Here is a 13,419-nt window from a genome sequence, read left to right as displayed (position 1 = left end):
AGATTTTTTAATATATGCAACTTAAAAGAAAATCCCCCTTTACATTAGGGGGAAAGATTGCTTTAATTATTAGTTTTCTCTGCACATTCAATGGATTCTAGTAAATAATCTACGATATGAAGAGGCCTGATGGTATCTTCTTTTTTGTCCTTGTAAATTCCCGATTTCATTTGTAAGTAACACCCTGGATTAGTCGTAATCAATACCGCAGGATTCGTTTGATTGACTTTCTCCATTTTTCTTACTAATATATCGCCTGCTAATTGAGGCTGCAGCAGGTTATAGATACCTGCAGATCCGCAACAATGCTTCGAACCAGGTAAATCAACATACTCTGATTCTGAAACGGATTTTAATAGTTTAGTAGGAGCATCCTTTACCTTCATAACATATTGCAGATGGCAGGAAGGCTGATAGGTTACTCGTTCACCTCTACCAACAGCCTTTGGCAGAGATCCTTTTTCTAAAATGACTTCGCTAATATCCCGAACCTTTCTTGAGAATTCTCGTGCACGTGGTAGCCATTCTGGATCATCTCGAAAGAGCTCCTCATATTCACGTAATGCTGCCCCACAGCCACCGGCATTTGACACAATATTTTCTGCACTTGATTTTTCAAATACTTCAATATTTTGTTTTGCTAGTTCAATGGCTTTCTTTCGATTTCCATTATGAATATGCAGAGCGCCACAGCAGGTTTGTTCAGAAGGAGTATGAATTTTAAAACCCGATTTTGAGAGGAGCTGAATCGAGTGTTCATTTGTTTCTCTAAACATCACATCCATAATACATCCACGGAACATTGCTACTTCCTTTGGGTTTTCAATTGTGACATTCACATTATCAGTCCAAACAGGCAATGGCTTTCTTTTACTAGGAGATAAAATTTCCGGCATAATCCTTTCCATATCTGAAAGCTGTGATGGAAAAAGATTAATTATTCCTAGCTTTCTTACGAGCGACTGAACTCCACTTTTTTGGTAGATCCATAACAAATGACCAATTTTATGAAGATGAGACTGATTGGGTAGTATTTTTTCATAGAAAAAAGATTTTACTTTTTTTACAATCGAAGATTCTTTATGTAAATCTTCCACTTTTACTTCGACTTTTTCTCTTGCTTCCTGTATTCTCTCTTTTGCAAGCATGACAATGTCAGGGACAGGTACATCGATTGGACATGCATCGACACAGGCTGAGCAAAGGAGACAGCGGTCTAGCTGATCTTTAATTTCATTATTTACGGGTATTTCTCCTAAAAGTAAGCTTCTTGCCATCAAGACGCGGCCCCTAGGACCATCGGCTTCTCTTCCAGTAATGTCAAGAGTTGGACAAACTTCACGGCATGCTCCGCATCTTACACAAGTCAGCATGGCTTCTTCTGTTGTCAACGCTTTCATAAAACCCTCCTAAAATTATTAGTTTGGCAAAGCCATCTTTCCTGGATTTAAAATATTATTAGGATCCATCGTTCTTTTTATTGCTCTCATCAATTCGAGTGCAGGTCCATGCTCCTTTTCCATATATTCTGCTCTAACAATTCCAACTCCGTGCTCAGCTGTTGTTGTTCCCTCCATCTCAATAGCCAAATGATGGATCTCATCTATCATTTTTTGAACATTTTCAACTTCAACCTTATTATTGAGTTTAATCACTGGACCTGTATGGAGATTTCCATCGCCCACATGGCCATAAATACCGCATATGATTCCGTATTTATCCGCAAGGTTATGAATACTCCTAAGCACTTCAGGCAGCTTCGAAATTGGAACACAAATATCTTCTCCTCCATACACTCTAAACCCACCTGGATTTAGTAGTCCAACCGCTGCACCTACAATTTGTCGTGCTTCCCAAAGCGCCTGACATTCATCAGGTTCATTGCTAAATTTCACATAGTGTGAGTATTCACTGACTACTTGACTCAGCCTCATTACCTGTGATGTCACTTCATCTTGACCTCCATCGACCTCAAAGATGAGTAATGCTTCATTATCATCTGGTAGTTGCAAGACGGGCTTCATCATATTCGCAGCTTTAATGCAATTGACATCCATTATTTCAATGGCAGATGGCTGTAAGCCTGAGCGAAACGTTGCATTTACAGCCATGCCCGCATCCTCTAGCTTCAAAAACGAGGCTAATACAATTCCTCTGGTTTCAGGCAAGGGAAGTATTTTCAAACGTAACTTTGTTACAATTCCTAGGGTACCTTCAGAGCCAATCATAAGGTGTGATAGATCAAATCCCGAAACCGATTTTAATGCTTTTGATTTTTCCCCGCCTGTAACAATCACATCTCCAGTAGGCAATACAACCTCTAACCCTAGTACGTATGTCCGGGTGACACCATATTTAACAGCCCTAAGCCCACTTGAATTATTTGAAACCATCCCACCAATTGTGCACATTTTCGCACTACCTGGATCTGGTGGAAAGCGTAAATTATATTTCTTGAGAGCGTTATTTAAATCCGCTTGTACAACACCAGGTTCAATAATTACTTGCATGTTTTGATGGTCAATTTCCAAGATTCGATTCATTTTGGAAAGGTCCATCACGATACCTCCCTTTACTGGAACAGCTCCTCCTGTTTGGCCGGTTCCCGCTCCTCTTGGATAAAGAGGGACTCTGAATTCGTTTGCCAATTTCACACATTCGCTAACTTCGTCTGTCGTTTGAGGAATCACGACTACTTCTGGTTCACTAGGATTTAACTGAGTAGCAAATGAGGCATCATATGAATAGGTCATTCTATCCGTTCTGCTAGTTAAAACACGGTTTGAATCAAAAATCTGTTTTAATCGCAAGATGATTATTTCATTCATTTTGTACCTCCTTCATTTGTGTTCGATAATTTTCTCCATAGTGTTGATCTTCCGATACCTAGAATTTTCGCTGCTTCCGTTTTGTTCCCATTTACCTGTTTTAAAACACCTAAGATGTATGCCTTTTCATTTTCAATTAATCCTTCTTGATCCTTAATAGTTTTTTCTGGACAGGGCATGTTCTCTTGTAACGAGTATTCAAAAGAGGCTCCTCCCGCCTCTAACACAGTTGCAGAGGATATAATATCTTCACTTGAAAGAATCATAGACCGTTCTACTATATTTCGTAATTCTCGAATATTGCCAGGCCAAGGGTAACTTTGTAGTAATTGAATGGCCTTCTCATCAAAGCCAATTGTATTCTTTTGAATAGTTATGTTTAATTCCTTAATAAAACTCTCACATAATAGAGGAATGTCTTTTTTTCTTTCTCGCAAAGGAGGAATCGAAATATTCAGAATGTTTATCCTGTAGTAAAGATCAGTTCTGAAGTTTCCCGATTTAACAAGTTCTTCTAAATTACGATTTGTCGCTGTGATTACTCGAACGTTTATTCGGATCACGCGGTCATCTCCAAGTCTTCTTACTTCTCCTTCTTGTAGAACTCTCAACAGTCTTGCTTGAAGCTGTTCTTCCATTTCTCCAATTTCATCAAGAAAAATCGTTCCATTATGGGCCATTTCAAAAAGCCCAGATTTCCCTCCCTTTTTCGCACCACTAAAGGCCCCTTCAACATAGCCAAATAACTCACTTTCTAATAGAGTCAATGGAATTGCAGCACAATTCACGGCAACAAACGGGCCGTCAGAACGAGTACTCTGGCTATGAATGATATGGGCAAACACTTCTTTTCCTACACCTGTTTCTCCCGAAAGCAGAATGGTAGAATCAGCCTTTGCATACTTGATAGCTTTTTCGACAGCTCCCTTATATTTTTCACTTTCACCTACCATTTGCTCGATTGAATATTTTGTGATATGTCCGTTATAGGAAAGCTTCTTTCTGATTTCGTGCTCTTTTTGCTGTAGCTTATTGATCTCCTGAAATGTACTTACAATCCCTAACACCTTCTCTCCCTGGTGAATTGGAATGTGATTGGCGATCACTTTCATACCATTAATCTCTTGGATACGATTAATTTCCTCTTTTCCAGACTCTAGAATCCTCGAAATAATAGAGTTCGATAAAAGGTCATCCATTTTTTTACCGATAATATTTTTATAAGGAGTATTCAGCATCTTTTCGAACGCTGGATTACAAACATTTATAACCCCATTATGATCTACTGATATGACTCCATCTGTAATAAAGTCAAGGATTGCCTGCAATTGCTTCGTACGGTTTATTTCTTTTTGTCTAACCTTCAATACGGACTCAGCCTCAGAAATAGCTTGGATTATTGACTCTACTCCTGACCTTATGATTATAGATTTGATTCCTCTTTTTTTGGTTAGTTGTACATAAGAATATCTACCAATTAAAACATCGATACCTTTTTCGATTAATTCATTGATCGCAAGCTCTGCTTCATTTAACGAGTGAACTGCAATTTTTTCTATTTTAGTTTTTAAAATAAGTTCTAAACTTTCCACATTTGTAAGTGTCTCTCTCGAATCAACAATACCTATCCGTTCCCCTATCTCTGATGCTTTCGTAAAAGCTCTTAGCATATCATAACCACTTATAGGAATAGAAACGACGGGAATTCGTACGTCTGACTGCGAGATATTCCATGCGGCTATCCCACGCGAAATGATAACCTCCGCGCCGCTATTTTCCGCCTGCTTCGCAGCATCTACTACTTGATTCATAGGTATATTTATAACAGGTATTTGAGCTCCTATCTTGAGGCAAGCTTCTTTTGAAATATCTGCCAAATCCTTAAAAGGAACAATAATCACAATTGAAGACATTTTTTTCCTCCCAGAATAGAAAAATGAGTATTTTACTCCCATTATACTATTAAAATATTAAATTATATATTTTCTCTAGGAGGTCCAACAGGTTAACAGATTTAGAGCCAAGATATCCAATTAACACCAAGGATTTTCCAGCCAGTATTTTTGTGCAGCGGAAACCCCTGCACCTAGCTGTACATTTACACCATGTCTTACTAAATTTAATTCTAATGAGGCAAACATTTTTAATATATCCGAAGCATCTGTATATCCCATGTGTCCAAGACGTAGTAATTTTCCTTTTAATTGCCCAAGTCCACCACCAATGGCAACATGAAGGTCTTCACGCATCTTTTTTCTAAATTGATCTGCATCCATGAAGTCAAAGACAACAGAGGTTAATGTAGGGCTTGCAATAGAATCTTCAACAAATAGTTTTAATCCTAATGCTCTAACTCCAGCACGGGTCATCTCTTTTAGGCAGGCATGGCGCTTGTATTCTGCTTCCATACCGCCTGATCTTTCAATCATTCGGCATGCCTCTAGTAGACCATTAACCAGTGCGATATTTGGTGTGTATGGAGTATGGCCAATAGGAAGCCATTTCTTATATTTCTTTAAATCAAAATAGTAAGAAGGACATTTATGTTTTTCTACAGCTGTCCATGCTTTCTCACTCAATGTTATTAATGCAATTCCTGGTGGAAGCATTAATGCTTTTTGGCCACCTGTTGCTACGATGTCAATTCCCCACTCATCCATATACAATGGTGTTCCTACAATGGAGCTTACGGCATCCACAACAAAAACTGCTTCTGTTTCTTTTACAACATTAGCAATCTCTTTAATTGGATTAATCGCTCCGGTTGACGTTTCACAATGAGTGGCAAAGACAGCCTTTACTTCTGAATTATTTTTCAACGCCTTTCTCACATCTTCTGGATTTACAATCTTTCCCCATTCAGTTTCAATCTTTATAACCTTAACCCCAATATGCTCAGCGATCTCCGTCAAATACTCCCCGAAATATCCAACCGAACAAATGATAATCGTATCAGATGGGCCGACTAGGTTTACCATCGACGTTTCAAGGGCAGATGCGCCGCTTGAAGTTAAGACATATACAGGGTTTTGCGTTTGAAAAATCATCTTTGCTGCATCGGTTGTTTCTTTAAGGATTTCCTGAAACTCTTCATTACGATAGTCCATCATTGGATGATCAAAGCTCCGTAACATAGCCCGTTGAATTTCTCTAGGTACCTGAACGGGACCTGGTAGTCTTAAATCCATTTTTTCAGAAAACATCTTTATTTCCCCCTATTAATCAAAATGGTATGCACTCTTTTCTTGTATGCAATTTTTGTGCCAATTCATTTTCTGTTTATATTTTCTATAAATCTTTCATTCTCACTTCATTAACATTTCAAAATGACACAATCGAACGTCACAAAACGTTTCATTATGAAACGAATTTGGATTTACAAATAATTCAGGTAAAAAATACTTTTCTTACACAAAGAAAACGTATTAGTATATGAATAGACAAGTAATATACATTTTGGAGAAGTGAATATGATACGACCTTCATTAGCAAAGAACATTATCTCTGAGGTAAAAAAGTTTCTAGAGGAAGATTTAATTGTAGTAGATATATATGGAACAATTATCGCAAGTACCGATGAATATCGCGTGGGTTCCTTTCATGAAGGGGCATTGATTTGCTATCGTGAACGAAAAAAAGTTATTATCACCGAACAAGATCAACTTCTATTAAAAGGTGTGAAAGCAGGTATTAACTTACCCGTCTTCTTTCAGAATCAAATCGTTGGGATTATCGGGATTACAGGCAACCCAAATCAAGTATCACAGTACGGAGAAATAATAAGAAAAATGACAGAATTACTCATCACAGAAAGCTACTATTCGGAGCAAATGGAATGGCAAGCCCGAGTTCTTGAGGCTTTTGTATTTGACTGGGTTCAAAAAAAAGAATGGTCTGGCACATTTCTTAACCAAGCTGAGTTACTAGGAATTGATTTACATATTAATCGACAAGTGATTATTGGTCATTATTTATCGGAGGGTCGAGAAATCATCCAAACAAATATTTGGAAGGATATTATGCCATCTTTTATGATGAATAGCGATGATGTATTTGTTAGATGGGGGAATGAACGTCTTGTTATATTACACGGAGTACATGGAATTGAAAAAAAACAACAAACATTGCAATTCACTGAGAAGTTAAAAAATTTTTTAAATGAACGGATAAACCTCAATATTTCTTTTGGAATTGGGGAAGTTGTTCCTCCTCAAGTTCTCTATCAATCATTCAAACATGCCGAAAGAGCTTTGACAGTAGCTAGACGAACGAGTTCTATTGTTTTCGACGATGATTTAAGACTAGAAATGTGTTTAGAGGATATTAAGAAAGAAACGAGAGTCGAATTCGTTAATCGGACGATTGCACCCATCTTGAATGAAACTGAATTGATTGATACATTAAAAACATTTCTAGGACAGAATCAATCATTTAAAGGAACTTCCGATGCACTGCATATCCATATTAACACTCTACACTACCGGTTGAAACGAATTGAACAACTGACAAATTTAAATCCACGAGATATTCACGATATGACTACTCTGTATCTCGCTCTGACATTTTTGGATGATTATCTAAAAAATTAAATAAAAATTACGTAAACTCTGTATGATTATCCATAGAAAATCATACAGAGTTTTTTTATGATTGGAGTATGCTTACAGAACTTATTATTCGCTACTAATACTAGGAAGGATGTTCGCATTGATAACAAATCAAATAAAGTCAAAACTTTTAAAGATAGTAGGTCCGGAAAATATTGATGATTCAAAGGTGGGGAGGCTTGTTTATTCCTATGATGCAACACCACAATTTCAGTCTCTTCCTGATCTAGTGATTGCTCCTAGAAACACAAGAGAGATATCTGAAATCGTTAAAATTTGTAATGAGCATAGCATCCCGATTGTCCCTAGAGGTTCTGGAACAAATCTCTGTGCAGGAACGTGTCCAACAGAAGGCGGCATTGTCCTTTTATTTAAGCATATGAATTCTATCATAGAAATCGATGAAGAAAACCTTACAGTAACGGTTCAACCAGGGGTAATTACTTTAGATATGATTCAAGCAGTTGAAGAAAAAGGGTTATTCTACCCCCCTGACCCAAGCTCTATGAAAATCTCAACCATTGGCGGAAATATTAATGAAAATTCCGGAGGCTTACGAGGGCTTAAGTACGGGGTCACACGCGATTATGTAATCGCTTTAGAAATCGTATTAGCTAACGGAGACATTATTCGCACGGGGGGCAAGCTTGCAAAGGATGTTGCTGGCTATGATTTTACTCGGCTACTTGTTGGTTCCGAAGGTACACTAGGTATTGTTACTGAGGCGACACTTAAACTCATCCCAATGCCTGAGGCTAAGATGACAATGCTTGCACTATATCAAGACCTTGACGCTGCAGCGAAAACGGTCTCCAAAATCATTGCCAATAAAATCATCCCTACCACCCTTGAATTTCTTGATCAACCAACACTAAAGGTTGTTGAAGCCCATGCGCAAATTGGCTTACCAACAGATGTAAAAGCTGTCCTTCTCATTGAACAAGATGGACCTATCGAAGTCGTAAAGCGCGATATGGATAGAATGGCAAATATATGTGAGCATGAGCAGGCAGTATCCGTAAAAATAGCACATTCCCAAGAAGAAGCCGAGAGTCTTAGAACGGCACGGCGTTCAGCGCTTTCTGCATTGGCCCAGTTAAAGCCAACAACCTACTTAGAGGACGCTACGGTTCCGCGTTCTGAAATAGCTAAAATGGTAAAATCTATTAACGATATAGCCAAAAAGTATAACCTAAATATATGTACATTTGGACATGCCGGTGATGGAAATTTACACCCAACCTGCTTAACCGATGTACGAAATCATGAAGAAATTGAACGTGTTGAAAAAGCCTTTGAAGAAATCTTCGAAAAAGCGATTGAACTTGGCGGGACAATTACAGGTGAACATGGTGTAGGAATGATGAAAGCGCCATATCTCGAATTGAAGCTCGGTGAAGCGGGGATTGCAGCTATGAAGGCAATCAAAGATTCTTTAGATCCAAATAATATAATGAATCCTGGAAAGGTCTTTGCAAAAGATACAAGGAAACGGGTGGTGGTTACGAAATGACAACGCTAAAGGAACGAGAGAATATCCAACAGCAATTTAAGGAACGTATGAATGAAGACGACCTTCTGAACTGTATGCGTTGCGGATTTTGTTTACCTACTTGTCCAACTTATATCGATTCAGGGTTTCAAGAATCCCATTCTCCAAGGGGCCGCTTAGCCGTCATGAAAGCAGTAGTGGATGGGATTATCGAGCCAGACGAGGATGTTGAACGTTCACTTAATATGTGCTTAGGTTGCAGAGCTTGTGAGCCAGTGTGTCCATCGGGAGTAAATTATGGTCATTTACTTGAGGAAGCTCGTGACATTATTAATCAAAACAAGAAACATTCTTTACCTGTAAGAACGGTTCGAAAGGCTGTATTTGAAGGTCTATTTCCCCATCAAAACCGCATTCGTACTTTAACAGGATTAATAGGTTTTTACCAACGCTCAGGTCTACAACGCATGGTTCGGACTAGTGGTATGATGAAACTTTTACCGGAAAGCTTGTCATCAATGGAAAGAGTTCTTCCAGAAATACCAACAATGAAGGAATTGAAAAATCGTCCTACCTCTCTTCAATCAGAAACGACTGTAAAAAAACGTGTTGCATTCTTCTCTGGGTGCCTAATGGATACGATGTTTATGAAAACAAATGATTCTACTATGAAGCTTTTACAGAGAGCAGGCTGCGATATTGTCATACCAACTGAACAGGCTTGCTGTGGTGCCTTACATGGCCATAGCGGAGAAAAGAACGCAGCAAAAGAGCTCGCAAAACGAAATATTAAGGCCTTTGAAGATCTTCAGGTGGATTACATCATTACAAATGCAGGTGGCTGTGGTGCGTTTTTAATAGATTATCATCACCTTCTAAAAGATGAGCCAGAATGGGCAGATCGCGCCATGCAGTTTTCAGAAAAATTAAAAGACATCTCTAGTATTTTAATTGATTTGCAGTTCCATAAAAGAAATTTACAACTACCAGCCCAAGTTATTACATACCAGGATTCATGTCACTTAAGGAATGTAATGAAAACGTCTTCCGAGCCTCGTACCCTATTAAAATCAATTAATAATGCAGAGTATCGTGAAATGAAGAACGCAGATCGATGCTGTGGTTCAGCTGGGATTTATAATATAGTAGAAACGGAAATGTCTATGAAAATACTAGACACAAAAATGAAATCAACAAAAGCAACGAATGCAACAACTATTGTCACCGCTAACCCAGGCTGCTTTCTGCAAATGAAGCTTGGCATTGAGCGAGAGGGTCTAACTAATCATGTACGTGTGGTACATATTGCAGACCTGCTGCTTGAAGCCGATCAATATTCTGACAAAAACCTAGTGGATTTATAAAGAAAAGAGAAAAACTAAACTGTGTTCGTCTGCTTGATCAAGGTAAACGAACACAGTTTTAGTTTTTTTAATTCATTCCGTTGTTAAATCCTACACTAGCGGAGATTTGATTTCACCTTCGAGGTTACAAATGTATTGCGGAGTATCCCAATCCCCTCGATACGGCATTCAATGAATTCTCCCTCGCCTATCAATTCTGCTCCAACAGGACTTCCTGTCAAGATTACGTCACCCGGTTTAAGAGTCATCACCTTTGAAAGATAGGAAACCATTTTTTGAATGGATATAATCATTAAACTGGTTGGGCTGTTTTGTTTTTCGATCCCGTTAACGCTTGCTTGAACATTAATATGAAATGGATTAAGCTCCGTTTCAATAACCGGTCCTAATGGAGTAAATGTATCAAAAGATTTACCTATGGTCCAGTGACCATCCTGATGGAAATACTGAGGGGCTGTAACGTCATTTCCAATGGTATAGCCGAATATGTAATCAAGAACCTCTGATTCCGAAACGTTTCTAGCCTCTCTTCCCATCACAACAGCTAATTCGGACTCAAATTTTACTTGGTCAATTCCTTCAGGTATAATAATTTTTTCTTCAGGTCCTATTACAGATGAGTTAGGCTTAAAGAAAAAAACAGGTATTTCAGGTAGTTCCTCTGGTAAGTCTTCCGCTTTAGCAACATAATTTGCACCAATCCCAATCACTTGATTTGGTTCTAACGGTGCCAGTAAATGAACTTCCTGCAGCGGAAATGTTAGACCTGTAAACTCCCAGTTTTCAAATATATTTCCCTTTATTTCATTGATAGAATCATCACTAATTACTCCTTTATAAATTTTAGAATCCACTGCAAATCGGGCAAATTTCATCATAATTCCTCCTTTGTTTATTAATATCAATATTCCATGTTGTTTGTTATTGCGAAACGATGTTTTATTTTATGTATAAAAAGAATACCATGTAACCATCGATTTCTGCAATAATATTCGCAAAATTAAAACAATTAGCTTCTCTCAAAAAAAATGTGCTACGATATGGTAAATACCTAATATTGGAGTGAATCAATGAACATGTATAAATTGCTTGCTATTGATATTGATGGAACCTTAATTAATGATCGTAAAGAGGTAACAAGAGAAGTAAATGAGGCAATCCAAGAAGCTAAACGAAGAGGAGTTAAAGTGGTCATTTGTACAGGAAGACCGATCGGAGGGGTTCATGAGTTCATTGAAGAGTTAGACCTACATGACCAATATGTGGTTACGTTTAATGGAGCATTAGTCCAACATTCAGAAACAAAAGAAGTCGCGTCAGAAATTTCTTTAACACATGAAGACTTAATGACTCTCTATGGAGTCAGCCAACAACTCCAGACATCCATGCATTTCTTTGATTCACAAAGAATTTATACTCCCAATAAGGACATTAGTCCATATACCGTTGTCGAATCATTTGTAAATGGTGTGCCTTTGCATTATAGAGAAATTGATGAAATACCCTCAGAGATCTTAATACCGAAAGTAATGTTTGTTGGAGAACCTGAACGCTTAGAGAAAACGATAGCTGCAATTCCAGCAACTCTTAAGGAACAATATACGATGGTGCGCAGTGCTCCCTTTTTTTATGAAATTTTACACCCAAGTGTCAGTAAAGGAAATGCTGTAAAACTTCTTGCTGAAAAATTAGGCATAGCTCGTGAAGAAGTCATCTGTATTGGTGATGGCGAGAATGATTTAACCATGATTGAGTATGCAGGTTGTGGCGTAGCTATGGGGAATGCCGAGGAAAGTGTCAAAGAAATCGCTCAATTTCATACACGTTCCAATAATGAACATGGAGTCGCATATGCGATTGAACAATTAATATTAAATACATAGCTAATAAAGGCACTATCCTTCTTTTGAAATAAAGCTCACAATGAAAACCCGCTTCACGAATAAGCGGGTTTTCATTGTTTTATAAACTCAGTCCGTAGACGTAAGACTCGCCTGGACATCTGGAGAGATTGTCGGATAAGGATAGTTAATCTCTTCATCAAATTCTACCCAGTCAAGATTTGCCATCATCAGGAGGTAGCGTTTGCCACTTGTAGGATCACTAATGATGATATGATCACGACCAGCTGTTTCTACTCGCCCGTGATAAACCATCGCGTTCCATTTGCTGTTACCTTGGTAAGTAAAGTAAAAAGTTCCGATTTTACCTTTGTTAAAGCGCAGGATATTTTCAATAAATGATTCTTCCACCGCTCCTGCTAAAAGTTGCTGTCCAGTCCCCATCGGAACTACCGGGACAGAATACGTAGGTCCAGAATGCATGCCTGGTGGGAAACCAGAAGGCATAGCCGCTGGAGCGCCAGCAGGTTGGGTGCCACTTTCCCTAGACATAGAAGATGGATAAAAACTAGAATAGTAGTTCATGGGATAATAATTAAAGTCTTGACAAGACATAAAAATCAACTCCTAAAAATTTTATCTATAAAATTCTGTGCAGTAGCCCGGTACAGCGACATAGAAGCAATGATTTTTGAACGCAAAATCGAACTTCGTCATAGGTGACCTAGGCATAGTAGCGCCACAAGGTGCTCGAAACTTTTTCCCTGGACTTGGGTTATAAAACCACAGATTCATTTTGGCACGAGGTTCCCTATGACCATGTAACAAATTCCTAGCTCTTTGGAGGTCTTCTTCGCTGGGACGTTGTGTATACAATGACCCATTTAAGACGGGTTCGAAATGAGGGACCCCAGTTCCAGGTATCGTTTGGTAAATGGCATGCCTAATATTGCGTAGGTTTTTGAAATCAGGAGCACAGTTAGCCTCTACACGATTGGCTACAACCGTTCCCACTTTGTTCATCCCTTGAACTCCTTCTCCTATCGCTTCAGCCAGCATGAGCCTTGCTAACTCCTCCACGTCACGTGCATTATGTTTTATTCGTCTGCCCATTTTCTCACCCCTTCGGCTTATACAGATAATTTATTAACCGAAGCTGAGTTTGGTAGCTTGCCTATATGCCTATATTTTAAAAATTAAACTTATCGATATAATCACTAACAAAATGGCCAAAAAAAAACCTTGAAATTAAGGTTTCTTTACGTACTTTGTCACTAGTTTTAAAGA

General features: G+C 38.4%; 11 protein-coding genes. 4 read left to right on the top strand and 7 right to left on the bottom strand.

Annotated elements, in window-relative coordinates; translation table 11 throughout:
* Nucleotides 1-62: 62 nt before the first annotated feature.
* The 4 genes from MKX65_RS09660 to MKX65_RS09645 all read right to left on the bottom strand — a co-directional run bounded on the left by MKX65_RS09660 (nt 63) and on the right by MKX65_RS09645 (nt 6,031).
* A complete protein-coding gene (locus MKX65_RS09660; protein WP_340903407.1) occupies nt 63-1,400 on the bottom strand; it encodes a (Fe-S)-binding protein in 1,338 nt (445 codons plus the stop codon).
* A gap of 18 nt (nt 1,401-1,418) precedes the next feature.
* Nucleotides 1,419-2,828: an FAD-binding oxidoreductase gene (locus tag MKX65_RS09655; RefSeq protein ID WP_340903405.1), complete on the bottom strand. Its 1,410-nt coding sequence runs from the start codon at nt 2,826-2,828 to the stop codon at nt 1,419-1,421.
* A complete protein-coding gene (locus MKX65_RS09650) occupies nt 2,825-4,741 on the bottom strand; it encodes a sigma 54-interacting transcriptional regulator (protein WP_340903404.1) in 1,917 nt (638 codons plus the stop codon). Before MKX65_RS09650 ends, MKX65_RS09655 begins: the two co-directional genes overlap by 4 nt.
* A gap of 120 nt (nt 4,742-4,861) precedes the next feature.
* Nucleotides 4,862-6,031, bottom strand: a complete 1,170-nt coding sequence (locus tag MKX65_RS09645) for a pyridoxal-phosphate-dependent aminotransferase family protein (RefSeq protein ID WP_340903403.1) — start codon at nt 6,029-6,031, stop codon at nt 4,862-4,864.
* Between the two features lie 267 nt (nt 6,032-6,298).
* Here MKX65_RS09645 and MKX65_RS09640 point away from each other — a divergent pair, with 267 nt between their 5' ends.
* The 3 genes from MKX65_RS09640 to MKX65_RS09630 all read left to right on the top strand — a co-directional run bounded on the left by MKX65_RS09640 (nt 6,299) and on the right by MKX65_RS09630 (nt 10,291).
* Nucleotides 6,299-7,417 (top strand): CdaR family transcriptional regulator, encoded by a 1,119-nt coding sequence (locus MKX65_RS09640; protein ID WP_340903402.1) that lies wholly within the window; start codon nt 6,299-6,301, stop codon nt 7,415-7,417.
* Between the two features lie 109 nt (nt 7,418-7,526).
* Nucleotides 7,527-8,948 (top strand): glycolate oxidase subunit GlcD, encoded by a 1,422-nt coding sequence (glcD, locus tag MKX65_RS09635; RefSeq protein WP_445677911.1) that lies wholly within the window; start codon nt 7,527-7,529, stop codon nt 8,946-8,948.
* A complete protein-coding gene (locus tag MKX65_RS09630; RefSeq protein WP_340903400.1) occupies nt 8,945-10,291 on the top strand; it encodes a (Fe-S)-binding protein in 1,347 nt (448 codons plus the stop codon). The genes glcD and MKX65_RS09630 overlap by 4 nt, the downstream gene beginning before the upstream one ends.
* 95 nt (nt 10,292-10,386) lie before the next feature.
* Here the strand turns inward: MKX65_RS09630 and MKX65_RS09625 are convergent, their stop codons facing one another.
* Nucleotides 10,387-11,166: a fumarylacetoacetate hydrolase family protein gene (locus MKX65_RS09625; protein ID WP_340903399.1), complete on the bottom strand. Its 780-nt coding sequence runs from the start codon at nt 11,164-11,166 to the stop codon at nt 10,387-10,389.
* Between the two features lie 201 nt (nt 11,167-11,367).
* On the opposite strand from MKX65_RS09625, the gene yidA reads away from it, so the two are divergent.
* A complete protein-coding gene (yidA, locus tag MKX65_RS09620; protein ID WP_340906206.1) occupies nt 11,368-12,174 on the top strand; it encodes a sugar-phosphatase in 807 nt (268 codons plus the stop codon).
* Nucleotides 12,175-12,261: 87 nt separating this feature from the next.
* Here the strand turns inward: yidA and gerQ are convergent, their stop codons facing one another.
* Entirely contained in the window at nt 12,262-12,747 is a 486-nt protein-coding gene (gerQ, locus tag MKX65_RS09615; RefSeq protein WP_340903398.1) for a spore coat protein GerQ, read from the bottom strand.
* A 21-nt stretch (nt 12,748-12,768) separates the two neighbouring features.
* On the bottom strand, nt 12,769-13,245 hold the full coding sequence (locus tag MKX65_RS09610) for a cell wall hydrolase (protein WP_340903397.1): 477 nt from the start codon (nt 13,243-13,245) through the stop codon (nt 12,769-12,771).
* Nucleotides 13,246-13,419: the final 174 nt, after the last annotated feature.

This window comes from Robertmurraya sp. FSL R5-0851 (assembly GCF_038002965.1).
Taxonomy (GTDB): domain Bacteria; phylum Bacillota; class Bacilli; order Bacillales; family Cytobacillaceae; genus Robertmurraya_A; species Robertmurraya_A beringensis.
The sequence above is the reverse complement of the archived record's forward strand: the minus strand, read 5'-3'. Positions and strand labels throughout refer to the sequence as shown.